This is a genomic window from Novosphingobium sp. BL-S-24, assembly GCF_055521575.1.
In genome coordinates this window covers 287,817-312,867 of record NZ_CM145487.1, presented here as the reverse complement: position 1 = coordinate 312,867, position 25,051 = coordinate 287,817, and the positions used below count along the sequence as shown (strand labels likewise).

The following is a 25,051-nucleotide window of genomic DNA, read 5'->3' as shown; positions in this document are numbered from 1 at the left end:
TCATGTGGGGGGAAATGCTGGCCGACGCGGCGATGGCTGCTCAGGGGCCGGACCCGGAAGCGGCAAGGCCTTTGGTCGACCGCTTGCTTGCGACCAAACCGGAAGATGCCGATGCGCTGACGCTGTCTGGCATCGTCGCCCAGAGGACCGGCCGCATGGGCGAGGCCGTAGCTGCCTTCCGCCAGGCTTGTGCCGCGGATCCGCGCGATCCGGGTCGCCATCAGAACCTGGGCGTTGCGTTGAAGAATGCCGGATCGTTCGATGATGCACTGGCCGCTTTCGGCGTTGCGCTTGATCTGCGGCCCGGCCATCCGGCAACGCTGGCGAACCTCGGCGCCTGCCTGATCGCCGCCGACCGTCCCCAAGAGGCGTTGGCAACGCTCTGCAAGGCCGGTGAAAGTGCCGACGCTCTCAACAACACCGGCGTTGCGCTGGCACGGCTTGGCCGTCACGCCGAGGCTGTTCCAGCGTATCAACGATCGCTGACGCTCCGTCCCGGTCATCTGGACACTGCGCTGAATCTGGTGGATGCCCTTTTCGCATCGGGACAGGTCGAAGCGGCGGAAAACCTTGTCCATCAAGTGCTGCGCGCTCAACCACGCAATCCTCGGGCAGCGAACCAGCTGGGGTTGATACGCGAAAAGGCCGGTGATTTCAGCGGCGCCGTTGCGGCGATGACGCCCGCGTTCGATACTAGCGCCCCCAACCATGCCCTTGGCATCAACCTGGTGCGTGCCTTGATCCGGTCGGGCGAAGCGCGCGATGGCGCTGCGATCTGCGATCGCCTCATCGCCACGCAGCCCAGTGTCACCACGCCCCTTGCCCTCAAGCTCGCCGCGCTGGAGAAGCTTGGCCTTACCGATGAGCGTGAACAATTGATGGCAATCGACCGTTTCGTCACCGTCCACGACATCGATGTGCCGCCCGGCTTCACTGACCTGACTACATTCAACGCCGCGCTGATCGAGGAACTGCGCGACCATCCCTCCCTGACGTTCGAGCCGGAGGGGCTGGTCACCCGGCAGGGCCGCCAGAGCGACGACCTTGCCACCACTAATAGCCCGGCCATCGCCGCTCTTGGTCAGATCGTCGAGGAGAAGCTGGCTTCCGAACACGCCCGGTTTGCCGTCCTGCCCGCCGATCACCCCTTCTTGCGCGCCATCCCAAACAAGTGGAGTGTCACCATGTGGGGCACGATCCTGCAGCCCGGCGGTGAAGTGGGCGCGCACATCCACGCCCCCAACTGGCTCTCCGGCGTCTACTATCCGACGTTCGAGGGTGAGGATGGAGCTTTCGCGATCGGCGTCCTGCCAGACGAACTGGGCGGCGGCGGCAACCCGGTGGTCCTTCAGCCCAAGGCGGGCCGAATGATCTTCTTCCCGTCGTACCTCTGGCACGCTACACTTCCATTCGGTGGTAAGGCAGACCGGATCAGTTTCGCGTTCGATCTGGTGCCAGCCGGTATTGGGCGAGGACATAAGCTCCGCTGATCCGGCACGGTGATGGCGGCGGCTGGGCTTCTCTGTTGCCCGAGAGGAGACCGCCGCCGCCATCGATCAAAACTTCATCGAGCCTTCGACGCCGAAACTTCTCGGCGGCGCATAGTTCGTAAAGTTGAATAGCCCGGCGACAGAGTTGCCGGATACGCGATAGACTTCGTTCAGCAGGTTGCGGCCAAATACCGAAATGCGATAGCGCTCTTCAGCATCGTTCCAGCCGATGCTGGCCCCTACCAGAGTACGCTCCTGGCCCTGTGAGAAGTCTGCGTTCAATGTGGTGGATTCATATTCAGCCTGATAATTGATGTCGGCGTTCAGCGAAACTACACCCCACTCCATCGGCGGGAATTCGTAATGGGCATTGGCGCTTGCGGTCCATTTTGGCGTATTCCGCAATTTCAGGTACGATGCATCGTCGTTGATCCCATCGCCATTTACGTCGGTTATGAACTCGTCGTACTTGGCCTTCTGCCAACCAACTGCGGCACCTAGAGTTAGCCCCGGTGTCGGCGCTGCCGATATTTCGAGTTCGATGCCTTTGACGTGGGCTTTACCGGCGTTGGTCGTACGGGTTTCCTGCCCGGGAAGGCCGGTGATCGGATCAACGAATGGCACCACGGCGTCGCGCTGAAGATCGTTGTACTTCACGTAGAACGCCGCCAAATTGACGCGCAATTTGCGATCAGCAGTCTCCGTCTTGAAGCCCAATTCGAAACTGTCGGCCGTTTCTTCACGGAACGGCAAAGCCGACGTGGCCGACATCGCCTGTTCATTGTACCCGCCGGATTTGTAGCCTTGGCTATACGTGAAGTAGTTGTTGATACCGGACGCGATTTCCCAGCGATAACCGGCACGGATCGTGGGTTTGCTGAACTTGGCACTGTCGCTGTACTCGGGCCAGAAGCCCGTCGCGATCAACGAGCGGCGGACCTGCGGACGGACCGAAAAGTCCTTGCTCTCCTTGGTGTAACGAGCGCCAAGGAAGACAGAGAACGGATCGGTCAGTTTATATTCGGCTTCTCCGAACACTGCATAGCTGTCCACCTTATAGTTGGCGGTGGACTGATTGGGGTCGGTCAGCGCGGTGGGATCACCGAGGAAGCGCAGGAAGCCCAGGAAGCTGGTGGCGCTCGCATCCAGGGTTTGGCCCCAGTACATCCCGCCGACGGTGAACTTCAGAACGTCGGAGAAGTCGGAGCTGAACCGTGCCTCCAGGCTGTATTGCTTGCGGGTATCTTCACGTGTGGACACGAACAGGTACGCGTTTTCTCCGGTATAGTCCGAAGGCAGCTCCGATCGTACCCGGCGCCAACCACCGACGACGGTGATGGTACCAACATCGTCCAGCGTATGTTCGCCACGCAGATACAGGCCGTCTACATTCACGCGGTGACCGTCAAGCGTCCCGACGCACGTAGGCGCTGAGGCCGACCCTTCGCACAACGTCGTGCCGGTTTTGAAAGGGCTTTGTCCAGTCGTCTGAATCCCCGGGAAGCCGACTACGTCAAACAGAAAGCCGGGCGGGGTTTCGTTGACCGATGGCGGGGAGTCGCCCCTGTCACGTAGCAATTCATACGTGAGCATGATGTTGGTGTCGTCGGTCGGCTCCCACAGGAGCTTGGCTCGGGCGCTGAAAAAGCGTAACCCGCCCCAGCGCTGGCCGCGACCGGGCACGCCCTGGACACCATCAACATTGTTGTTCTTTGTCAGACGGTAATAGCCATCGCTTTCCTGGAACGATCCTGCCGCGCGGAAGAACAGGTTTTCCGAAAGCGGAATGTTGATCGCGGCCTTCACGTCTTTGGTGTTGAAGCTGGAATAGCCCAGCCGGACTTCGCCGCCGAATTCACGCTCTGGCTTCTTGGTGATGACGTTCACCACCCCGCCGACGGTATTCTTACCGAACAAGGTTCCTTGCGGGCCACGTAGAACTTCTATGCGCTCTACGTCGAACAAATCGAAAAGCTGGGTCTGAACGTGAGCAAGAACGAAGTCATCGACGACCACACCAACGGCGGGTTCAAAGGTCAGAATGATGTCACCGGTCGACTGTCCGCGAATACCGATCGATGCGGCGTTGAAACCGGGAACATTGGTGATGACTACGTTGGGCACGTCACCTGCCAGAGCGCGAATGTCGGTCGCAAACTTATTCTCGATTGCGGCCGAGGTGAACGCGGAAACCGCAACCGGGGTTTCCTGCAGCGATTCAGAAACGCGACGTGCTGTGACGACGATGTCTTCCAGCCCCCCTTGCTGCTGTTGTGGCGCTGAGCCGGCGGCTGGCGGCGCGGCCTGCGCGAGAGCGGTAGTGCTTGCACTTGCCAGCAGCCCCGTGGCGAGTGTCTTGAAGACGCAGCTCAAGTGTCCTTTGCCGATCATGTTCTTCCCCTCCGATACGACTGCCTTCGATTTGGTCCGGGCAATTCGAATCACGTGCCGACATTTTTGCCGGGCACCTACAAATGAGTGCACATGATCTTTTTTGTGAAGCCATAAAAAACATTCATGTATGATTTATTATGCCGCATCGCAGCGGACTACGCCGGTAAAGGATTACAGTCGTGAGCAGTTCGGGGGTAAATTCTGTCGACAAACTGGGACTGCGGCGTGAAACGGCGATAGTTGCTGCGATGCAAGAAACGATCGAAGAAAAAATGCCGGTGATTCGGCGTCGCTACACGAGCCCTGCGATAATCGAGCGGAGGGCGCGGATTGTTGACACCGCTCACCGCATTCTGGGTGAAGGCGGAGTGGCCGCGCTGACCATTCGCAGGTTGTCCGAGGATGCCGGCGTGGCGCAGCGAACGCTCTACCGCCTCTTCGGCGACAAGGATGGCGTGATCAGCGCAACGGTGGTTGATCGCATGGTCGAAGTTCGTGAGCATATTGCGCGACGGGACGCCACTTATACCTTGGACGTTGTGTTTGCGGAGCTCGACTGGATGGTCAGCGAACTGGAGCGTGACAGTCTCTATGCGCGTGTGGTGATCGATTTCGTGTTTTCACGCGAACCTCGGGACCTTGAGGTGCGGGAATTGACGTCAGTAGCGCGCTCGCGTTTCTCGGGCTGGCTCGGGCTGGAACAGGCCAAGGGGCACATTCGCGATGACCTTGATCTGGTGGCGGTAGTGGATACGCACGTAATGCATGAGTTTCTGGTCTATCGCCGGTGGTCCTTGGGACAATCGGCTGGTGACGGATGCCGCGCCGAATTGCATGCCTGCTTCCTGCAGACGGCGGCGTTGTTGCTGACGGGCACTATTCGCGAGACTTACGTGCGCAAGCTGGCCATGATCCAGAAGAAGCTGGGCCGCACCCGACGCCCAGCGGTGGAGATGCAACCGAGGGAGAACACGCGATGACTCTTGATGACCTGCTTGCTCGTGAGGCGATCCGACAGCTGCGGATCGATTATTCAACCGCGTTCGATACGATGGACGAAGGCGCGGTGCGTCGCATCTGCACGGACGATATCGTCTGCCACTATCCAGGAACCTATGGCGGCATCTATCACGGCGTGGATACGGTGTTGGAACTGTTCCGCGAAAACTGGAAGCACATGCACGCCCCGCGCGAAACGCTGCACCTTATCGCCAATCATTCTATCGAACTGATCGGCTCCGACAGCGCGCGGGGGCATTGCCTGCTGGTGGATCTGGTCACGCGCCAGCATGAGGGTTCAACCATCACGACCCAGGGAGGGCATGACAACCCCCTCCTTTTGCTCGGCCACTATGACGATCAGTACGTTCGGCGCGACGGCCAATGGAAGTTTGCCCGGATCGGCCTTTCGCTGTTGTGGCCGACCCGGTCCTGACGGCTTACTCTCCTGTTTTGTGAGCGGATCCCACAGTATCGTCCTTTCGCCCGCTGCGCAGCACTTCGGCACGGGTGCGGATGTAGTGCCGCAGCGCTTCCAGCTGATCCGGCGTGAATTCTGCGAACTGGGGCATGCCTGCCGAAACCAGCGAGCCGTTATGCACCACGTCGGCAAATGCCTCTGCGCTGGCGGCGATGGGTGAGGTGCGCAAGTCTGGCGCAGTGCCGCCCGCGATCACGGCCGTCCCGTGACATACCGCGCAACGGCCTCCGAAGATTCCCTCTCCCCGCGCAGCCTTGGCGGCATCGGGTTTGAAATCAGGATCGTCAAACGCCTCTGCCTTGTAGGGTTCACGTGGCGGTAGCTGTTGCGTTCCGCCAAGAGCGAACGTCAGCACCCGGCGCGCCTGTGTACGATAGTCGATGCCGTATTGCGCAAACATCGGCCCGAACAGGCCCACGCTCGTCCCGATCCCGGCAATGATTGTGACATACTGTTTTCCATTGACGCGGTAAGTGATCGGCGGCGCGACTACGCCTGCGCGCGCGTCAAAATTCCAAAGGCGCTTGCCGTCTTCTGCGTTGTAGGCGGAGAAGCCGCCGTCCGGCCTTCCCTGAAAGACCAGATTGCCGCCTGTCGCCATGATGCCGCCGTTGCCATGGGTGGGCATCGGCAGTTTCCATCGCGCCTTTTGTGCAATGGGATCCCAGGCGACGAGCCAGCCGGTCACATCCTTGCCGCCAGCATCGATGGCATAGCCGACACCGGGCGACAGACCCATTCCCTCGGCGAACTTGAAGTTCTCCCGCGTGATTCCCGTGTCATCGAAGTGGGCCTGCAGGTCGATTGCCGGAATATAGGTCAGCCGGGTCTTGGGGCTGTAGGCCATCGGCATCCAGCTGTGCGCACCAAGTGGCGTCGGCCGGAACGACGTCTTGCCGCTTTCGTATCGTACGCCGGGGTTCTCCACCGGGCGGCCGGTCGCCAGATCAATTTTCTTGGCCCAGGTCACCTCCACGAAAGGTTCGGCGGAGATCAGCTTCCCGGTCTTGCGATCAATGACATAGTAGAAGCCGTTCTTCGGGGCGGTCATCACCACTTGCCGGGGTTGACCGTCAATCGTCAGATCCGCGAGCTGCATGTCCATCGCGGCGTTGAAGTCCCAGCTTTCGCCGGGATTGATCTGATAGTGCCACTTGTACTTGCCGGTCTTGGCGTCGAGCGCCACGATCGAGCAGACGAACAGATTGTCGCCCTTGCCCATCGATCTGATCTTGTGGTTCCATGGAGCGCCGTTTCCCGTGCCCAGCAAGATCTGGTCGTTGGCTTTGTCATACGTGATGGCGTTCCAGACCGAGCCGCCGCCGCCGTATTTCCACCAGTCCCCACTCCAGGTCTTGGCCGCCATTGCCTGCGCTTCATCTTCGAAGCCTTTGGCAGGGTTGCCAGGGACAGTGTAGAATTTCCACAATTGCTTGCCCGTATCGGCATCAAAGGCGGTGACGAAGCCGCGAACGGCGCTTTCGTCCGACCCGGCGTTGCCGATGATCACGTTGCCGTCGAACACGCGAGGCGGCCCCGAAATGAACATCGGCGCGCCGTCTTCCAACGTCTGAACGGTCCAAACCGGTTCGCCGGTCTTGTCATCGAGGGCGACAAGGCGTCCGTCTTGCGTGGCGGTGATGACCTTGTGGTTCCAATAGGCGATGCCACGGCTGCCCCAGCCCTGCCGCAGTCGCACCCCGGAAGCCTCCGGCGCCTTGGGGTCGTGTTCCCATTTAACCTTGCCAGTGGCGACGTCGATCGCCCGTACGACCGAGTAGCCACTGGCCAGGTACACCGTGCCGCCAACCTCGATCGGGCCGGTGGCAGGATTGCCGGGCGGCAGATCCACCGCCCAGACAAGCCCGAGGTCCTTTACGTTATTTGCGTTGATTTCCTCCAACGGGCTATAGTGCTGCTCGCCATATGTCCGGCCGAACGCAGGCCAGTCGTCGCCATTGCTGGCATCATCCAACTGGCGCTCCCAACCCTCCTGGCCATGAGCACCGGCGAGACCCTGCTGGTCGGCGGTGCCGCAGGCGGCAAGCGACCAGATCAGGGCTATGGGCAGACAGCCGCGCAGCACGTTCCCGAATGTCATCAATCAATCACTTCTTACAGTTCGTTGCCGAACGAAACGCCCAGTTCTACACCGAAGTAACGCGGTGCGCCGAACTGCGAGTTCAACCAAAGTCCAGCAACGTTCTGCGTGCCGATGCGATACCGCTTGTCGGTCAGGTTACGACCGATCACCCGAACGTAGTACTGGTCATCCGCCTGAGCCAACGTGATAGATCCATTCACCAGCGTCCGCTTGTTCAGGAAAGTATTGCCAAGCGGATCGTCGATGGCCTGTGTGTTCAGGTTACGCCCGGTATAGGCGACGTTGCCGTTAAGCGTCAGCTTGTAGTCGCTTCCCAATGGCAACGAATAGGCGGCGTCTACCGTCCACTGCCACTTCGGCGCGCGATCGAGCGGGGCGGACGCCAGATCGTACCCCGCGTTTTCAGCGGTGTACGTGTTGTACTTGCCGTCCTGATAACCCAGCACACCGCGCAAAGTCAGCCCGTCAAAAGGATTGGCCGAGAGTTCTGCCTCGATGCCCTTTACTGTGGCGCTGGCCGCATTGACGAAAACAGTAACCTGGTTCGGCTGTCCGTTTACTACGATGGGCACGTTCAACTGCTTTTGCAGGTCCTTGTACTTCACGTAGAAGCCAGTCACGTTGAAGCGCAAACGATTATCAAGGAACTGCGATTTCACACCGAGCTCGTAGCTGTCCGCCTTTTCGGGATCAGTGGGCCGTGCCGCAGCGCGGAATGCGTCGAGGTCCGCGCCAAAGGCCGCGAAGCCACCAATCTGATCGTTGAAGCCGCCGCCCTTGTACCCATGCGAATAGCCGCCGAACAGGAACAGGTCGTCCGTCGCCTGGAAGCTGACGCTGGCGCGATAGGTCGGCTCACGCCATTTGCCCTTCACCGTCACGACGTTTGCCGGATAGTTGTAGACGCTGGCGTCCAGCGCTTCGTCGATCGAGATTGTCGGATCGAAGCCACCGTTAAGGGCCGGGATGAACGTCTGCTGGCGACCGAGCCACGTCTTGTCATCCCAAGTATAACGCCCGCCGGCCGAAATCGTCAGTTTCTCTCCCAGCTTCAGCGTTCCTTCAAGGAAGACTGCCCGCGATTTGGCGCGCTGTGCGTTGCATAGGATATAGGGCGTATCGTTCCAGTTGCCGAACGGCAAAGGCCCAGAAGTCAGATCAAGAAAGCCCAGGATCTGCGATACGCAGAAGTCGATCTTGTCACGCTGGAAGAAGCCACCGCCAACAAAGTTGAATGGCCCCTTGAAGTCGGAAGCGAACCGCAGTTCCTGCTGGAAGGTCTTGCGATCGTCATCTCGTGTGGCATCGAAGAACGAAAGAAGCTGTCCGTCCCCTGCAACCGCAGTTGCCCCCGCGTAAGAGTTAGGAATACGCGATTTCTGCTTGCGGTAACCGGTAACCGAGGTGATCGTGCCAATACCGGTATCGTATTCAAGATTGGCGTACAGTCCATCAACCGAGATGCGCTGACCCTTGTCCATATACAACAGGCCGTCATTGCGACCGGTGTAGCCAGCACGCTTGAGCGGGTCGATGTTCTGCGCGTTCGGATCGGTAAGCCCCAGTAGATCGGTAAGAAACGGACTGGTCCCCTTGTACAGATAGTTCTCGTTTACGGATGGCACGGAATCCGACCGGTCGCGGATCCACTCATACTGGAACAAGGCACTGAAATTGGGTGACGGTTCGACCAGCAATTTCGCACGAGCCTGCCAAACGTCCTTGCCGCCCAGCGTTTCGCCGCCAAGGCACCCCTGCGCGCCCTGGAACTTGTTGGGGACGAACCCGGTTACCGGGCCATAACAGGCGCCGTTCTTGTAATAGCCATCCGATTTCTCGTATCCACCAACTAGGCGAAAGGCCGCAAAGTCTCCGATCGGGACGTTCATTGCGGCCTGCATTTTGCGCTGGCCGAAATCCCCGAATTCCACACGGCCGTCTACGCCGACATATTCCAGCTTCGGCTTCTTGGTACGCACCGTCACGACGCCGCCGGTGGTATTCTTGCCGAACAACGTTCCTTGAGGACCGCGAAGTACTTCGACCTGAGCAATGTCGAACGTATCGAGCAGCTGTGTTTGCACCGACGGGACGACGAAATCGTCGACCAGCACGGCCACGGGCGGCTCGAAATACACGATGATCGACGTCTGACCCACGCCGCGCATTGCAAAGCTGGCTGCGTTGAAGTTGGCGATCGTCGCAGCCGAGAAGTTCGGCACGAATGCCGCGATGTCGCCAAGATCGCGTGGTGCTGCCTGTGCGATCAGCGTGCTGTCTACCGCCGACACCGACACCGGGGTCGACTGCAGGTCCGTAGCGCGGCGGGTAGCCGTAACGACGATTTCGCCCAGCCCGCCCGATGGCGCGCTTGCCTGCGGTGCGGTAGCGCCGGTCCCCGTGTTATCCTGTGCAAAGGCTGGCGCGCTTGCGAGTGCTGCAACGAGCGCGAAAGCGCAAGACGAGCAATATAGCTGCCTGGTGAACATGCCTCTCTCCTAATGCCCCCGCCATTCCTTGCGAGTTGCACACAGGATTATCACGAAGTCGGCATTTGGCAATCATTCATGTATGTTTTTTTGAGGTGTGCTTTTTAGGTCATAAAACCGTGTGATCGCTTCTCTCTCAGGGGTTCGGCTTGCAGAGCCAAAATGTTCGATCACATGCATTCATGATTGTTTTTATGATGGCTCGGACTATGCTTCATTCACAAGTGTGAGCCGATCGGCGAACGCGTTGAGAGGATCCGGGCAGCATCCATAAAGGCGCGCCTCATCTGAAAGGAGATACGGTCGATGGCTTTCAGTTTTCTATCCCGCTTTCACATCCGCGAAGACCGTCAGGAAGAGTTTATTTCCTTGGCGCGCGAGATGGAAGAACTGGCTAAGCAGGAGCCGGGTACGCTGGCTTACAAGTTCTTTCGGCTTGGCGAACCGGGAATGTTTGCCGTTCACGAAAGTTTTGTCGATGAAGCCGCCGATCAGCGGCACATGGACTACGCTCATAACAAGCCGCTTATCGAAAGGATCATCGGCTGTATGGAAGGGACATACGAACGCGAACTGCTGTTCGACCTTGCCCCCCACGAAAAGGCTTAAGCACAATGCCCGGCAAAAGCTTCATCGCCCAGCTGCGTACCCGCCCCGAAAAGCGTGACGACCTGATCGCGCTGCAGGCCGAGCTCAAGGCCCTGGTATTTGAACACGAACCGGATGCCCTGGTCTACGAGTTGTTCCAGTCGGAAACCGATCCGGACCTGTTCCAGATCGTAGCGACATTCCGGGACGAGGCTGCCTTCGAGAAGCACATGCACATTGATTTCCACGATCGCCTGGTGCCGCCGATACTGGAATGCGCGGCCGAAGACATGAAGCTGGAGTTCTACCGCTCCCTGCCATGACGCCAGACGGCTTCGTAACGGACCATTACCTCTTCCATTGCCTCGCGCGGGCGTCACGTTCCTGCTGTGCATCGAGCGGGTCGCTGCCGGCCATCGCTTGGGCATTTGCCATAAGGTCGGCAAGAGGCGACCCGGCCTGGCGATATTGGCTGGTGGATGGCTTGCTTCCCGGGACCGTGCGCTCGAGCACCCACTGATCCCGTTCCTTGCAGGCAATCCCGGCACTCGCACCGCCATCGTAGACCCGGCAATACTCACCATCGCGCTGAAAGCTGGCGAGTATCCGCAAGTCCGAGCCTTCCGAGCTCGCAAGCCGCCCTTCAAGATTGCGGGCAAGCGACCCCGACGCGACCAATTGTCCGTCGATTTCCGCAACGTTGCCACGCCCGCCAACTTGCGCGCCCAACAACACCCCGAGCACCAGCGAGGCCGCGAGGGCGGCACCGGTCCGCCATTGGGCGGGCCATGGTCGCGCTGGACGTTTCTGCGCCTTGTCTTTTGCCGCACGTCGCGCGCGGGCTGCTGCTAAGTCCAGCACTTGCGCGGGCGTGCCGACCGGCGCATCCGTCATGTCACGCTCGGCCTCGTCGGCTGCGGCGTCGGCAATGAGCAAGGTCAGGTTTTCCGGCACCGGCTCCTGCAATACCGGGTCAAGGTGGCCCTTCAGCATGGTCCGCAAGCGCCGCTCATCCTCGATCCTTGCCGACAGTGTGGGATCGGCAGCCACGGCGGCAGCGACGCGCTCCGCATCGGAGCCGGTCAGTTCGCCATCGGCAAATGCCATCAGGTCTTCATCGGAAATGGTCACGCCACTTCTCCCAATTCACGCAACAGCGCCTCTCGGCCCCGGCCCAGTCGCGAGGTGAGCGTCCCTTGGGGCACGCCCATGATTTCCGCCGCTTCCTTGTAAGGAAAGCCTTCCACCAGCACCAAAATCACCGCTTCTCGCTGCTCATCGGGGAGACGCGCCAATGCCCGTCCCACATTGCCCAGTTCGACGGCATTTTCGGCATCGCGATCACCGGCCATACCCACGTTGACACCTTCGTCCTCGCGAACGAAAGTCTGTGAACGCCGTGTCCTTGCGCGTATTTCATCGATCCACTGGTTGCGCATGATCCTGTATACCCAAGCATCGAGGCGCGTTCCCTCCTGCCATTGCTGGCGGTTCTTGAGCGCGCGCTCTACCGTTTGCTGGCACAAATCGTCAGCATCGGCCGCATCATGCGCAAGGCCGCGAGCAAACCGCCGCAGGCGCGGCAGCATGGCTGTCAGCTCTTCGCAGAAATGGTCTTTGCTCATCGAAATGTCTTGCCTGAGGATGAAACGGATGGATCCTTGCGTTTCATCCCTGAGTGGAACGAAAATCGATAACGGACAAGCCAATGAAACGCACTACAACATATCTGGCCTTGGCCGTGACCGTGGTTTCCGTTCCGGTCCACGCTCAACTGGGCGGCGCGATCGACCCGATGGGCACGGTCGGCCGCGTCAGCGACGCATTGCGTGATGTCGCCGGGCCTGCGCTAAGGCCGATCGGCGATACCGTCAAAAATGTACGCACTCTGGCGAACGAGCGGATGCAGCGGCTCAACCGCCTAGTCGCCGATCATGGCGATCGGATCCAATTCGACGATCAGCGTCAACCCGCCGTGCGAGGAGAAGCGCTGCTGCTGCACCCCTCCCCCGCCGACATCGAACTCGCCCGCAAGGAGGGTTACAATGTACTGGAACAGGCGAGCATCGAAGGGCTGGGCGTGGCCTTTGCCCGGCTGTCCTCCCCACCGGGCGTCCCCCTCGGCAAAGCAGTCGAACGGTTGAGGACGCTGCTACCGGGGCGAACCATATCCGCCGACCAGCTTTATTTCCTGTCCGGCAAAGCTGTGGACGCGGGTGCATCATCGAGTTCGTCATCCCCGCTGCCGCGTGGCGGAACCGTAGGAGTGATCGACGGCGCAATCGCCGGATCGAAGCGAGTTGTCGCGCAGCGCAGTTTCGCAAACGGTACCAAGCCAAGCGATCACGCCAGCGCCATCGCATCGCTGCTGACCGGTGCGGGTACGGCGCGAATATATGGCGCGGACGTTTATGGCAGCGACCCGGCGGGCGGAAACGCCCTCGCAATCGCCAAGGCACTGGGATGGATGCAGGTGCAACGCGTCCCCGTGGTCTCGATCAGTTTAGTCGGGCCAGCCAACCCCCTGCTCGATCGTGCAGTCGCATCGGCATTGGGAAAAGGCATGGTTGTTGTCGCTGCGGTGGGTAACGATGGCGCCGCGTCCCCCCTCTCCTACCCCGCATCTTATCCGGGCGTGATTGCCGTGACCGGGGTGGATGGCGCGGGCCACGTGCTGATCGAAGCCGGACGGGCCACTCACCTCGATTATGCAGCCCCGGGCGCAGACATGTCTGCACTGGTGCCCGGCAAAGGACGAGTTTCGTTGCGCGGAACTTCCTACGCAGCACCGCTGGCCGCTTCTCGCATCGCGGCAAGAGTGATGAACGGCAGCGTCACCAGTGCCGTGAAGGCCGTGGAACAGGAAGCGCTGAAACCCTCCCGTCGGACCGGTCGCGGGGTTTTGTGCAATATCTGCCGGTCCGGCCTTTGAAGAAATTTCAGAAAAAACGATCCGGGTCGGGATGAAATCATAACACCCACCCGTTCCTTCCATCAGACATTCCCGAGGCAGACAGCCTGCCCCGGACAAGATTACAACGGAAGGAGCATACCCATGAACAAGCTCACTCTTGGAACGGCGATCGCCACTCTTGCTCTTATCGGCGTGCCGGGCGCAGCCAATGCGCAATTGCTGGGCGGTGGCGGCGTCGGCGGCGCGCTCGGCGGTGGACTCGGTGGCTCGGTTGGAGGCACCCTGGGCGGTGTCGGCAGCACGATGGACAGTACGGTCAGCGGCGCAGGAGACATCAGCGCTTCAAGGACAGGCCGCAGCGTATCGTCGCGCGCCGAAGGCAGCGGCCGGGGCAGCGCGCGCAAATCGGTTCGTGCACCGCGCGCTAAGACGCCCGATACCTCGGCGGCGACCGGCGTGATCGGCAACGCACGATCCACCGCTGAAGGCGCCACTGGGTCGCTGGGATCGGCAACCAACAGCGCGACCGGCTCCGGCAATGGGTCGGCTTCAGGATCGGTAGACCGCTCAGGCGCCACCGGCACCGCAACCGGTTCGGGATCCGGCAGCCTGACGGGCAGCCTTGATGCGACCGGTGCGGCCTCGCAAGTTGTCGGCACGGCATCGAGTGCCGCCGACACGGCACGCTCGACTGCCACCGAGCAGGCGCAGGCCGCTCGCAGCAAAGCCAGCGATGCTGCCTCCACCGCGTCCGACGCTTCGGCTAGCAGCTCCAGCAGCGGTTCCGCGAACGCCCGTGCCGGCAAGCGCAATACCAGCGTAAGCGGCTCGGGCAACGGCTCGGCATCGAGGAACGGTGCCAGCGGTTCGGGGAGCCTCGGTGTCAGCAGCGGCACCGACGCTCAGTAAACTCGACTAGGCTACCGCGCACTTACCGCCACCGACGCGCGGTGGTACGGCACCCCCGGAATGGACGCCATGCTTCCGTTCCGGGGGTATTCCCATGGTGAGTATGGGTCAGGGGGCACTCAGATCGAGAGGATCAAGGTGTCGTCCGCTCGGGGTGGCTCAGGCGTAAAGGACGGAAGCGGCTCGAACGCGTCTTCCAACACGCGCGTTTCTGCCAGCCCCGCGAGCTTGAACTGACCAAGGCGACGTTCATCATCACTGCGCCAGGCTTTGCTAAGGTTCAACGCGCTTACAAACAATTCGCCGTGGCGTTCGAACAGGAAATGAGGCGCCAGGCGGATCACCGCGCCGTTATACCGCGCTTCGACAACGATCCTTCGCGTGATCGCCTCCATCAGGGGGAGTCTTGGATCGCTCATGATGGTCGGCGCGGCATTCGGCAGGGAGAAGGATTGTGCATTGCAGCATGTTGCCCAAAGCCGAACGCAATTGCAAGATCGGGAGTGCGATCAGACGCGAGCGGCGGTGACGATGATCTCTACCTTCCAGCCCGGCGAGGCCAGCCGTGATTCCCCCGTCGCACGCGCTGGCGCTGGATGCCCCTCTATCCATGCATCCCACACCGAGTTCATTTCCTCGAAGTCACCGATGTCGGCGAGCCAAATGGTCGCCATCAACAAATGGTCCTTGTCGCTTCCCGCCTTGTCCAGAAGCGCCTCGATTTCGGCAAGCGCGGTTCTGGTCTGGTCGGCAACGCTGTCTCCTTCCTCGCCCACTTGTCCAGCGAGATAGATGGTATCACCATGGATCACCGCTTCGCTCATGCGCGGTCCCTGGTCGATGCGAGTAATGGCCATGTCGTATTCTCCCAAAATGCCGCGAAAGCCCGTCAGTAACGGCTGATCGCCAAATCTCCGACTTCAATTGCCGGGGTACGCCCACTGATCATGTCTGCCATGACATGGGCCGAACCGCAGGCCATGGTCCAGCCCAAGGTGCCATGCCCGGTGTTCAGATAAAGGTTGGGCACCTTAGTCGGGCCGATGACGGGAGTGCTGTCCGGAGTCATCGGGCGCAGGCCGCACCAGAACGACGCCGCCGCCATATCGCCGGCACCCGGAAACAGCGTCCCGGCCGAATGTTCGAGCGTCGCGCGGCGAGCGTCGGGAAGATCTTTCGTAAATCCCGAAATCTCCGCCATCCCGCCCACGCGGATGCGATCGCCCAGGCGAGTGATCGCAACTTTGTAGCTTTCGTCCAGCAAGGTGGAAACTGGCGCCAGAGCCTCGTCCACAATCGGCACCGTGATCGAATAACCCTTTACTGGGTACACCGGCAGCCGGATTCCAAGGGGCGCGACGATCTGCGGCGAATAGCTTCCCATCGCCACAATGAAGGCATCGGCAGAGAGATTGGATCGCGTTCCCTGCGTCTCTAGGACCGCATGGGAGATACGGGATCCGTCATGAACGAGGTTGAGGATCGTCGTATCATTTACGAATTCAACACCCTGCTCTGGGGCCATTTTGGCTAGGGCATTGGTAAACTTGAAGCAGTCACCGGTTTCGTCATTCGGCAAACGCAACCCGCCGACGAACGGAACGGTGCTGTTCGCCAGGCCTGGCTCGGCCGCAATGCACCCTGCCCGATCCAGCACTTCGAACGGCACGCCATCGGCCTTGAGCACGGCAACGTCCTTGCCGATCCCGTCCATCTGCTTTTGCTCACGGAACAGTTGGAGGGTGCCTTGGCTGCGCTCGTCATAGCGGATGCCTGTCTCTCCCCGCAGTTCGATCAAACGGTCCCGGCTGAACTCCGCCAGACGGACCATGCGTGCCTTGTTGATGGCGTAATCACGCGCGTTGCAGTTGCCCAGCATCGCCACCAGCCAACGAAGCATCGCCATGTCGAGATGAGGGCGCAAGATCAGCGGGGCATGCCGCATCATCAGCCACTTTGCCGCTTTCATCGGAATCCCCGGTGCAGCCCACGGCGACGCATAGCCCGGCGAAATTTCTCCCGCGTTGCCGAAGCTGGTTTCGAGGGCGGGACCTGCCTGTCTGTCGACTACCACGACCTGATGCCCCGCCTGCGCGAGATACCATGCGGTCGTGACCCCGATTACACCGCTTCCAAGGATAGCGATCTTCATTGTGAATGGCCCATTCTTGCTTCGTCGTCCATCAGGTCAGGCTTGGCGGGCCGGCATATCCGCTCATAGCGCCGCCCCAACTGTGTCAGAATTTCGTAGGAAATGGTCCCTGCATCCGTGGCGACCATGTCGACGGTCTGATTGGATCCGATCAGTTCCACCGGCGCGCCTTCGTACAGATGTGCGGGGTCGATCTCCGTCACGTCGAGGGTCATGCTGTCCATCGACACGCGTCCCGCGATCGGAACCCGCTCCCCGGCAATAAAGGCAGCGCCGCGATTGCCGAGGCTGCGTGGCCAACCATCGGCGTATCCGACCGGGATGGTTGCGATCCTGCTCTCACGCTCCGTGCGGAAGGTAAGACCATAGCCCACTCCCGTTCCCGCCGGGATCGTGCGAAGCTGAGCAATGCGCGCCTCAAGAGCGACGACTGGACGCATCGGATTGGGCCCATCGTTCGGAGCGCCGCCGTACATCGCGATGCCTGCCCTCACGATATCGAAATGACCACGCGGAAGAAACGCACCGCCACTATTGTCCAGCGCACGCAGAACGCCCGGGAAGCGTTCTGCAATCTGCGTGAACCTGGCTGCTTGCTCTGCATTGGCGGGATCGGCGGGAGTATCGGCGCATGCCAGATGGCTCATGATCATGCGCACATCGATGTGTGCCAGAAGTTCGGGACGCCGCAAAACTTCGGTCAACTCGTCCGCAGGCAGCCCCATTCGCGACATGCCAGTGTCCACTTGCAAGACCGCAGGCAGTGTTTCCTGTCGTTCGGCGGCGAGGTTGGCCCAACGCTCTATCTGCGCGAGCGAATTGAGCACTGGGATCGCGCCTAACGCAGCACACTGAACCTCTGCTCCGGGCATAAGCCCATTGAGCACGTACACAGGCACGTCGTCAGGCAGGCTCGGTTTAAGTTCCGCAGCTTCACCCAGAAGGGCGACGAACAGATGGCGGCATCCTTCGCTGATCAGTGTCCGCGACACATTCGCCGCACCAAGACCGTATCCGTTGGCCTTGACGACACCCGCCACGGAAGCTGGGCTCACTTCATTGCATAAGCGCCGATAATTTGACGCCAATGCGTCAAAATCTATCGTCAATGTCGCGCTGGCATTCATGATAGCGCTTCAATCCTTCACCCTCTGACTTATCGCGCCCAGATATACCGCATGTTCACCGAAATTTTCTGCCAAAGTGTCGCATGATCGACTAATAGCGACTTGAAGATCCTATTTCATACGAGAGAAATGAAACACGATGTCATGGTCGCTTGACGAGCTTGATCGCGCCATTCTGAGATTGCTGCGGATGGACGGGCGACGTCCCAACGCGGAGATAGCCAAGGAGGTGGGATTGTCACCATCCGCCTGTCTGCGCCGTATAAAGATCATGGAAGATCGCGGCGTCATCCGCGGTTATACCGTCATAACCGGTCCGCAGGAAGATGATGAACGGGGCGTCGATGTTGTGGTGGAGGTCACGCTCGAGCGGCAGACAGATGAATATCTGTCACGCTTCGAAAAGGCTATCCGACAATGTCCGGAAGTGCGGGAATGCTTCCTCATGGCAGGCGAGGCCGACTATTGGGTTCGACTTCGCACGGAAAGCGTGGCCGCCTATGAATCCGTTCATGTGGAGGTACTGTCCCGTCTGCCGGGCGTAACGCGGATCAGTTCCAACTTCGCCATGCGTGACGCATTACGCCCCCGTCGTGGACGGCGTTGAGTTGCTGCGACTAAGGCAAGTTAGACGGGGCATATAAAAAAGATCTGCCGATCAGAGACCGGCAGATCTTTTAGCGATCCGGTTTAGAATAAAACTATTCAGCGTTGCCGGAGGAAGCCTTGGGCGCGCGCGCCATACGCTTCGGCTTTGCAGCCTTGGCGGTCTTATCCGCTGCGGCAGTCTTGGGTGCCGGAGCACCTTCGTCTGCCCCATCGCCCTTGGCGTTACCTTTGCCAAAAAGGCCGAGTTTGCCGCGCTTGGGCGCTTCGTCAGTCTTGTTGCCGGCAGCCGGGGCGGATGCCGATTTCGAAGCCGCTGTCTTGGCCTTGGGCGCACCAGCTTCACCCGCTGCCTTTGCAGCGGACTTGGCAGGAGCCTTTCGCGAGGACGAAGTCGAGTTGGCGGCAGGCTGCTTGGCTTCTGCTGTAGCCGGAGATGCCGAAACCTTTTGTTCGGATGTAGTATCCGGCGCCGCTTCAGTCTTCGCGGGAGCTGTGGCTCCCCTACGGCTGCCGAGACCAATCTTTTCCGCGATCGCCCGGCGGTGCGCCGCAAAAGTCGGCGCTACCATTGGATAGCTTGCAGGCAGACTGTACCGCTCACGATAGGTGTCGGGCGTCAATCCATGCGTCGCCAGATGGCGTTTCAGAACCTTATATGGCTTGCCGTCGATAAGGCTGATGATGTGATCCTGCGAACTCAAGCTCTTACGAACGGAGACCGCCGGCGTATACTTCGATGCTTCGGGTTCGACCGGCTCAGCCTGCGGCTGTTCGGTCAACGCGGCGCGGGTGGTGCGGATCAGTCCCGCAATCTCGTCAGACGCAATGGTGTTATTCGCCAAATACGCGCTCAGCAATTGCACAGTGAGTTCCGCGACGTCGAACGAGTTGTCAATTTCGGACATTTTCCAGCTTTCCAATGCTTGAATATGCGGACGTGAACGTACGGCTACTTCCGGCCGAACATGCCAGATATACATTGTTCGACTTGTTTCAAACGATTTTCAAGCAAAAAGGGAACAATTTGCACTGCTTTGATCATATTTGATGGTTGCTGCACCCGATCTGTGTGTTCGTTCGTTGGAATGGGTCGGGATCGCAAGACATGAAAGATGACGCATGGCTCACCGCGCTGACGATGATGTCGAAATCGAACTTAAGTTGGAGCTCTCTCTCCATGAAGCCGATGTTCTTGAACGGTCCGACCTGTTCGGGTCTGATCCTTCAGCGGTACTTCAGGAAGCCATCTACTTCGATACGGACAAGCATGATCTGGCAAATGCAGGCTTATCCTTGCGTATCCGTATCAGCGGGGACAAGCGAAGGCAGACCGTCAAGGCCAGTGGCGTAAAATCCAGCATGTTCATGCGCAAGGAATGGGAGTTCGACGTAGCGGACGACGATCCTGTGCTTGATGATAGTACGCCAGTCCGGTCTATCCTCGGCAAGCGCGCAGACGCGATCGAACCGATGTTCAGGGTCGAAAATGAAAGACATATCTGGGATCGGGACGGGATCGAGATCGCGTTGGATCGCGGGCGTATTATTGCCGGAGACCGCGAAAGTCCGATTTGCGAAGTTGAACTGGAGTCAAAGGGCGCCGATCCTTCATCATTATTCGCATTTGCACACCGTATCAGTGAAATAGTGCCAGTACATCTCGGCGTTCTGAGTAAGGGAGAACGTGGTTACCGCCTGCTCGGCCCGACCCCGACCCGAACCAAAGCAGAGCCCGTGGAACTAAAAGCGGACATGACCGCAGGTGCGGGTTTCAAGACGATCGCATATGCTTGCCTTCGACATCTGCGCCTGAATATCCCATTGGTCTTAGACAAACGAGACGCTGGGGCGCTGCATCAGGCAAGGGTCGCCCTGCGCCGGCTTCGTTCGGCCCTTTCGATCTATAAGGAGATGTTGACCGATGGCCGCGTTGAACACTTCAACCAGGAGCTGCGTTGGTTGGCGGGTGAAATCGGCAAGGCAAGGGATCTGGATGTTCTGATTGCCCGTGCCGACGATGGGCCATTGAAAGACGACCTGCTTGCCGCGCAGGATAATGCCTATGCAGACGCTATCAATGCGCTTCAGTCGAACCGGGAACGCCATCTGATACTCGACTTCGTCGAATGGGTGGAAGTGGGTGAGTGGCAGCAGCGTTTGGATAGCGAAAGCATTCGAACCGCTGACATAAAATGTTTCGCCAACAGTGCTCTCGATAAGCTTCGCCGCCGCGTCAAGAAACAGGGCCGTGATCTTGCCGACAAGGACGACGATGCGCGGCATGATTTGCGCAAAGCCGCAAAGAAGTTGCGCTACGCCACGGAATTCTTCGCGGCGATTTATGAAAAGAAGCCAGAGCGGCATCGTCACAAAGAGTTCGTGTCGCGGTTGGAGAAGCTTCAGGATCGCCTAGGCAAGCTGAATGACCTTGCCCACACCGGCGAGGTGCTGAACCGCTCAGGCCTGGCTGCCGCACCGAACGCTGCCGAACTGATCGACGCTCGGCAAAGAGAAAAGCTGATCGCAGGGGCGGAGAGGGACTATGACGCGCTGATGGACAGCCAGCGCTTCTGGCGATGACGGACGGCAATTCACCGAGCTTCCGAACGATATTAGGGGCAAACTGCCGTTAAACCGTACTGGTTGGAAACCTATGGTCCCGTCACGCGCTGCGCCTCTATCATGGACACAGCCCGACCAGACGAAGACGCTATAAATTCCTCGCCGGTGGAGCCTGAGGGCAAACGTCGGCGACGGATCCTACGCAAGGCCTTACTGATCCTGATCGGCACGGTCTTCGCGGTGTGGTTGGTGTTGTTCGTCACCAAAGGTCGTTTTCTCAAATACCCTTTCGAGCGGATTGCAGGGTCCTTGATGGACCGCAAGATCACGGTCGACGGTGAATTCCAGCTATACTTCGCCCCTTTGCGTATCAAGTTCGTGGCAGAGGGTCTGGATGTATCCAACCCGGCATGGGCGGGCGAGCGCAGTCTTTTCACCGCCAAACGAGTGGATGCCAGGATCGCCCCGCTGTCGATGCTGTTCGGACGGCGGCATTTTTACACGCTCGATCTCGCGGATGGACGCATCGACCTTGAGTGGGATCGGACCCGCAAGCGTAACACCTGGACATTCGGCGACGGGTCAGGCGGCAAGCCTTTCGAATTTCCCCGCATTGACGAGGCATCGGTTACGGGCACCAAAGTTCGCTACGTCGATCCCGTCATGCCACTGATCGCAAACCTGACGGTCGACCCTATCGTGTCCCGCGATGCCCGCATCGGCAAGGCGATCGGCGTCAAAGGCGATGGTAAAGTACGATCGACACCCTTCCGGGTCACGGCCCAACTGCTTTCTCCCGATCAGACGGCGAACCGCGGCGCCAACCGACTGGTCTTGCGCGCGTGGGCCGCGAACAACGTGATCGACGTATCCGGCACTCTCCCGTCCATCGCGGACATAGAGGACACACCTCTGGCCGTTGCAGCGAAAGGACAGGACCTTTCTGACCTGCTGAACATCATCGACGTCGCCATCCCGCAGACGCGGCGGTACGCGCTGAAAGGTCAGATGGTGAAGGATGACACCACGTATCGCTTCACGGACTTGACGGGCAACTTCGGTCGATCCGACGTGACGGGCCGCTTTACCGTCACTAACAAGGATCGAGTCCGGATTGATGCAGTGCTCAAGACGCGCCGCCTGGACATTGTCGATGCAGCGCCCTTCATCGGTTACAACCCGGACATCGTGGCAGAAAAGGGTGCGGTGGCTGCCGCTGCCGCGACCGGTGCCGGGCCACAGCGGGTCATGCCGGACGCGGAATTGCCGGTCGCGTCCATGCAGCGGTTCGATGCCGGCCTCGACTGGACGATTGGGGTCGTCCGATCACGGAACGTGCCGATCGAGAAGATCTCCATGAAGCTTTCGCTCCAACGGGGACGGTTGGCGCTCTCTCCGCTAAAGTTCTCCATGGCGCGGGGGGACGTGGTATCCAACATCAAGATCGACACCAACCCGCGCCCCTCCTCCATCAATTACGACATTCGTCTGTCCCCCACGCCGATGGGCCGCCTGCTGGCGGGATACGGCGTGGCGGAGGCAGGCACTACGGGGACTATCTCCGGCAGGATCAAGCTGGATGGCCGGGGCGACAGTATCCACGATTCCCTTGCGACGTCGTCGGGACGCATTGCCTTCGTGATACCCAATGGCGATCTGTGGACGCGAAATGTTCAGCTGGCAGAGCTGGACCTGGGGACGTTTGCCTACAAGATGTTTCAGGGGAAGCTGAAAGCGCCGGTGCAGGTGAATTGCGGTCTGGTTGCCTTCACGGTCCGTAACGGCCTGGCCGCTACCGACCCGATCCTTATCGATACGCGCAAGAACGTCATCACCGGGCGTGGCGGGTTCAGCTTCGGTACCGAAGCCGTGGACATGGCATTTAGGGCCGACGCCAAGAAGTTCAGTCTGTTCTCCGGCCAATCACCCGTGGGGATCGGCGGTCACTTCGCCGAGCCGAAACTGGACGTCATCAGTCCGCAGCTGGTGGGCCGGGCCGGCGTGGGATTGGGTCTTGCGATCGTGGCTACACCGGTTGCTGGGCTTCTTGCCTTCGTAGACGTCGGCGATGCCAAGTCCGCCGCTTGCGGCCCTGTCCTGGCTGGCGCGAGAGCATCTGCTCAACGCACCACCAAGGGTAAGCCGCGCGACGATGTCGGCCACGGCAAGGCGAACAAAAAAGGCGACTGAGGTTTATCACCTGCCAGCAATTGGAGAAGCGCGATGATTATAGTTCATCACCTGGAAAATTCGCGCTCTCAGCGTGTGTTGTGGCTGCTTGAGGAACTGGCCATTCCTTATCAGGTAAAACGGTACGAACGCGATAAACAAACCATGCTCGCACCTCCCGAACTGCGCGCCATCCATCCTTTGGGCAAGTCGCCCGTCATCGTCGATGATGCGGCGCCGACAGGTCCACGCACGATAGCCGAAACGGGTGCGATCATCGAATATCTGATCGACGTTGCCAGCGGTCGACTGGGGCGGCCTGATGACATCGACGGTGCGCTTCGATACCGATACTTCCTGCATTACGCGGAAGGATCGATGATGCCGCCGTTGCTTCTGAAACTGGTGCTGGCCCGTGTTCCGCTATTCGGCAAAGCAGCACAGAAGCGAATACAGCCGATGATCGATGTTCATCTCGACTACGTCGAGAGCGAACTGGCATCACGGCTTTGGTTTGTGGGTACGGAATTCTCCGCTGCCGATGTGATGATGAGCTTTCCGCTAGAGGCCGCTCGCGACCGTGGTGGCCTCGACGGATCAAGGCCAGCAACGATCGCCTGGCTGGATACCATCCATGCTCGCCCTGCGTACCAGGCAGCGTTGTCCGCTGGCGGCCCTTACAAGTACGCTTAGGTTCTCTCTAAAGCCGCCGCGAAAAGCCGAAGTAGATCTCCACGTCTGCGGCGTTATGGTTCAGACCCACGTTGCCGCCGACATCGAGTTGCAGGTTGTCGGAAGGCTGCCACCCCAGGGACAAGCCAGAGCGCTGCTCCACAGCGTGCCCTTGCGGATCGCGATCGTCCAGAGCCTGGTACTCGACAGTTGCGGTCAGCTGGCTGGCCAGCTTCAAGTTGGCCCCCACCGTTTCGCTCACGGCAAAGTGCCTGCCGGACCCATCCTGATCAACCGCTGCGTCAAACTCCGTGGTCGACGACAAGCTGAGCGTATCGGACACCTGATAGGATGCCGGTATCAGCAGACCGGTGGACCAGTCTCCCGCGCCGATCGGTTGCCAGCCGACCGGCAGCGTCACGAATGGCATCACTGCGACTGAGAAAGCCGAACCGTCCGGGTTCAGCACGTTGCGCCGGACGGCCAGCGTCACATCACCGACGCCGCTGTCCTTGTCGACCCTGCCGGTAATAAGGTCTCGCGTGCGAGACAGGCCGAGTGCAGTCCAGCCGACCTGAACCTCAGCGTGGTCAGCGATCCCGTATCGCACCAGCACGTCGCCCAGCTCGACTGTATCCTGCCGTTCCTCCCGATTGCGATCGAGAGTCCAGTCCCCCAGACCGACTTCCACAGAAGTGCGCCCCGGCTCCATCGTGCACGGCGGCGTATCCATGCCGGGCCGGTCGGGGCAATAATCACGATCCTTTGCCAAAGCCGTCGCTGGAGTGACTGCGATGGCAAGGAGCAAGGCTATGGTGATGCGCATGGGCCAGCCGTCTTTCGAAGTGCGGACGCGATGGTCCGGCGATGTGGAAGCCGAACGGTTTTTGCCTTTCGCCTCTCGCCGGCAGGTACCCCACAACCGCTCGCCTGCCAATTTGCAGGATTGGCCTCAACAAAACAGTTTTATGGCTTTTAATCCAAGGTCGTGACGAAGCATGTGAATATGGCTAGGACGAACCCCCCATAAACTCAATTGTACGGGAAGAACGATCATGAACAACAGCGATCTCGCCGATACCATCGCCGCAAGCAACGGCATCACCAAGGCCGATGCGCGCAAGATCGTCGATGCCGTCTTCGACGCGATCGGTGACGCAGCCTCGAAGGGAGAAGAAGTTTCTCTGAACGGCTTCGGCAAGTTCAAGGTGAAGGACAGCCCGGAACGTGAAGGTCGCAATCCCGCCACTGGCGAGACGATGACCATCAAGGCATCCAAGAAGCTGGCCTTCGCTCCCGCCAAGGCGATCAAGGACAAGCTGAACGGCTAAGTCCCGCATGGGATGGCGTTCCGCATCGCGCGGAACGCCATATCCGGCGCTACTGACCGCT

General features: G+C 59.9%; 23 protein-coding genes. 12 read left to right on the top strand and 11 right to left on the bottom strand.

Annotated elements, in window-relative coordinates; genetic code table 11:
• Positions 1 to 2: 2 nt before the first annotated feature.
• Positions 3 to 1,490, top strand: coding sequence for a tetratricopeptide repeat protein (locus ACZ1JM_RS01205; RefSeq protein ID WP_465132278.1), 1,488 nt, complete (start codon positions 3 to 5; stop codon positions 1,488 to 1,490).
• Positions 1,491 to 1,556: 66 nt separating this feature from the next.
• Here the strand turns inward: ACZ1JM_RS01205 and ACZ1JM_RS01200 are convergent, their stop codons facing one another.
• On the bottom strand, positions 1,557 to 3,881 hold the full coding sequence (locus ACZ1JM_RS01200) for a TonB-dependent receptor (RefSeq protein WP_465132277.1): 2,325 nt from the start codon (positions 3,879 to 3,881) through the stop codon (positions 1,557 to 1,559).
• Positions 3,882 to 4,063: 182 nt separating this feature from the next.
• Here ACZ1JM_RS01200 and ACZ1JM_RS01195 point away from each other — a divergent pair, with 182 nt between their 5' ends.
• Together ACZ1JM_RS01195 and ACZ1JM_RS01190 are read left to right on the top strand one after the other, a co-directional pair.
• Positions 4,064 to 4,864: a TetR/AcrR family transcriptional regulator gene (locus ACZ1JM_RS01195; protein WP_465132276.1), complete on the top strand. Its 801-nt coding sequence runs from the start codon at positions 4,064 to 4,066 to the stop codon at positions 4,862 to 4,864.
• A complete protein-coding gene (locus ACZ1JM_RS01190) occupies positions 4,861 to 5,319 on the top strand; it encodes a nuclear transport factor 2 family protein (protein ID WP_465132275.1) in 459 nt (152 codons plus the stop codon). The genes ACZ1JM_RS01195 and ACZ1JM_RS01190 overlap by 4 nt, the downstream gene beginning before the upstream one ends.
• Before the next feature lie 4 nt (positions 5,320 to 5,323).
• Here the strand turns inward: ACZ1JM_RS01190 and ACZ1JM_RS01185 are convergent, their stop codons facing one another.
• Together ACZ1JM_RS01185 and ACZ1JM_RS01180 are read right to left on the bottom strand one after the other, a co-directional pair.
• Positions 5,324 to 7,465 carry a PQQ-dependent dehydrogenase, methanol/ethanol family gene (locus ACZ1JM_RS01185; RefSeq protein ID WP_465132274.1) on the bottom strand — a complete coding sequence of 714 codons (2,142 nt, stop codon included), beginning with the start codon at positions 7,463 to 7,465 and terminating at the stop codon, positions 5,324 to 5,326.
• Between the two features lie 14 nt (positions 7,466 to 7,479).
• The gene (locus ACZ1JM_RS01180) at positions 7,480 to 9,957 is read right to left on the bottom strand and encodes a TonB-dependent receptor (RefSeq protein ID WP_465132273.1); all 2,478 of its coding nucleotides are present in this window, start codon (positions 9,955 to 9,957) and stop codon (positions 7,480 to 7,482) included.
• Positions 9,958 to 10,263: 306 nt separating this feature from the next.
• On the opposite strand from ACZ1JM_RS01180, the gene ACZ1JM_RS01175 reads away from it, so the two are divergent.
• Together ACZ1JM_RS01175 and ACZ1JM_RS01170 are read left to right on the top strand one after the other, a co-directional pair.
• Positions 10,264 to 10,566 (top strand): putative quinol monooxygenase, encoded by a 303-nt coding sequence (locus ACZ1JM_RS01175; protein WP_465132272.1) that lies wholly within the window; start codon positions 10,264 to 10,266, stop codon positions 10,564 to 10,566.
• Positions 10,567 to 10,571: 5 nt separating this feature from the next.
• Positions 10,572 to 10,868: a putative quinol monooxygenase gene (locus ACZ1JM_RS01170; RefSeq protein WP_465132271.1), complete on the top strand. Its 297-nt coding sequence runs from the start codon at positions 10,572 to 10,574 to the stop codon at positions 10,866 to 10,868.
• Positions 10,869 to 10,893: 25 nt separating this feature from the next.
• Here the strand turns inward: ACZ1JM_RS01170 and ACZ1JM_RS01165 are convergent, their stop codons facing one another.
• Together ACZ1JM_RS01165 and ACZ1JM_RS01160 are read right to left on the bottom strand one after the other, a co-directional pair.
• Positions 10,894 to 11,676, bottom strand: coding sequence for an anti-sigma factor family protein (locus ACZ1JM_RS01165; RefSeq protein ID WP_465132270.1), 783 nt, complete (start codon positions 11,674 to 11,676; stop codon positions 10,894 to 10,896).
• The gene (locus ACZ1JM_RS01160) at positions 11,673 to 12,170 is read right to left on the bottom strand and encodes an RNA polymerase sigma factor (RefSeq protein WP_465132269.1); all 498 of its coding nucleotides are present in this window, start codon (positions 12,168 to 12,170) and stop codon (positions 11,673 to 11,675) included. The genes ACZ1JM_RS01165 and ACZ1JM_RS01160 overlap by 4 nt, the downstream gene beginning before the upstream one ends.
• An 83-nt stretch (positions 12,171 to 12,253) precedes the next feature.
• On the opposite strand from ACZ1JM_RS01160, the gene ACZ1JM_RS01155 reads away from it, so the two are divergent.
• Both ACZ1JM_RS01155 and ACZ1JM_RS01150 read left to right on the top strand, forming a co-directional pair.
• On the top strand, positions 12,254 to 13,477 hold the full coding sequence (locus ACZ1JM_RS01155; protein ID WP_465132268.1) for a S8 family serine peptidase: 1,224 nt from the start codon (positions 12,254 to 12,256) through the stop codon (positions 13,475 to 13,477).
• Positions 13,478 to 13,600: 123 nt separating this feature from the next.
• Entirely contained in the window at positions 13,601 to 14,368 is a 768-nt protein-coding gene (locus ACZ1JM_RS01150) for a hypothetical protein (RefSeq protein WP_465132267.1), read from the top strand.
• A gap of 119 nt (positions 14,369 to 14,487) precedes the next feature.
• Here ACZ1JM_RS01150 and ACZ1JM_RS01145 read toward each other — a convergent pair whose 3' ends face one another.
• From ACZ1JM_RS01145 to alr, 4 genes are all read right to left on the bottom strand, one after another.
• Positions 14,488 to 14,787: a hypothetical protein gene (locus ACZ1JM_RS01145; protein ID WP_465132266.1), complete on the bottom strand. Its 300-nt coding sequence runs from the start codon at positions 14,785 to 14,787 to the stop codon at positions 14,488 to 14,490.
• Positions 14,788 to 14,877: 90 nt separating this feature from the next.
• On the bottom strand, positions 14,878 to 15,225 hold the full coding sequence (locus tag ACZ1JM_RS01140) for a RidA family protein (protein ID WP_465132265.1): 348 nt from the start codon (positions 15,223 to 15,225) through the stop codon (positions 14,878 to 14,880).
• A gap of 32 nt (positions 15,226 to 15,257) precedes the next feature.
• Positions 15,258 to 16,520: a D-amino acid dehydrogenase gene (locus tag ACZ1JM_RS01135; RefSeq protein ID WP_465132264.1), complete on the bottom strand. Its 1,263-nt coding sequence runs from the start codon at positions 16,518 to 16,520 to the stop codon at positions 15,258 to 15,260.
• Positions 16,517 to 17,647, bottom strand: a complete 1,131-nt coding sequence (alr, locus tag ACZ1JM_RS01130; RefSeq protein WP_465132263.1) for an alanine racemase — start codon at positions 17,645 to 17,647, stop codon at positions 16,517 to 16,519. Before alr ends, ACZ1JM_RS01135 begins: the two co-directional genes overlap by 4 nt.
• 139 nt (positions 17,648 to 17,786) lie before the next feature.
• Between alr and ACZ1JM_RS01125 the strand changes: the two genes are divergently transcribed.
• Positions 17,787 to 18,254, top strand: a complete 468-nt coding sequence (locus ACZ1JM_RS01125; protein WP_465132262.1) for an Lrp/AsnC family transcriptional regulator — start codon at positions 17,787 to 17,789, stop codon at positions 18,252 to 18,254.
• 94 nt (positions 18,255 to 18,348) lie between these two features.
• On the opposite strand, the gene ACZ1JM_RS01120 is transcribed toward ACZ1JM_RS01125, so the two are convergent.
• Positions 18,349 to 19,161 (bottom strand): Ros/MucR family transcriptional regulator, encoded by an 813-nt coding sequence (locus ACZ1JM_RS01120; RefSeq protein ID WP_465132261.1) that lies wholly within the window; start codon positions 19,159 to 19,161, stop codon positions 18,349 to 18,351.
• A 214-nt stretch (positions 19,162 to 19,375) separates the two neighbouring features.
• Between ACZ1JM_RS01120 and ACZ1JM_RS01115 the strand changes: the two genes are divergently transcribed.
• The 3 genes from ACZ1JM_RS01115 to ACZ1JM_RS01105 all read left to right on the top strand — a co-directional run bounded on the left by ACZ1JM_RS01115 (position 19,376) and on the right by ACZ1JM_RS01105 (position 23,680).
• Positions 19,376 to 20,836, top strand: coding sequence for a CYTH and CHAD domain-containing protein (locus ACZ1JM_RS01115; RefSeq protein WP_465132260.1), 1,461 nt, complete (start codon positions 19,376 to 19,378; stop codon positions 20,834 to 20,836).
• 102 nt (positions 20,837 to 20,938) lie between these two features.
• Entirely contained in the window at positions 20,939 to 23,008 is a 2,070-nt protein-coding gene (locus ACZ1JM_RS01110) for an AsmA family protein (protein ID WP_465132259.1), read from the top strand.
• A 33-nt stretch (positions 23,009 to 23,041) separates the two neighbouring features.
• Positions 23,042 to 23,680, top strand: a complete 639-nt coding sequence (locus tag ACZ1JM_RS01105) for a glutathione S-transferase family protein (protein ID WP_465132258.1) — start codon at positions 23,042 to 23,044, stop codon at positions 23,678 to 23,680.
• A 7-nt stretch (positions 23,681 to 23,687) separates the two neighbouring features.
• Here ACZ1JM_RS01105 and ACZ1JM_RS01100 read toward each other — a convergent pair whose 3' ends face one another.
• Positions 23,688 to 24,485, bottom strand: a complete 798-nt coding sequence (locus tag ACZ1JM_RS01100; protein ID WP_465132257.1) for a transporter — start codon at positions 24,483 to 24,485, stop codon at positions 23,688 to 23,690.
• A 229-nt stretch (positions 24,486 to 24,714) separates the two neighbouring features.
• Between ACZ1JM_RS01100 and ACZ1JM_RS01095 the strand changes: the two genes are divergently transcribed.
• Positions 24,715 to 24,990 (top strand): HU family DNA-binding protein, encoded by a 276-nt coding sequence (locus tag ACZ1JM_RS01095; RefSeq protein ID WP_465132256.1) that lies wholly within the window; start codon positions 24,715 to 24,717, stop codon positions 24,988 to 24,990.
• Positions 24,991 to 25,051: the final 61 nt, after the last annotated feature.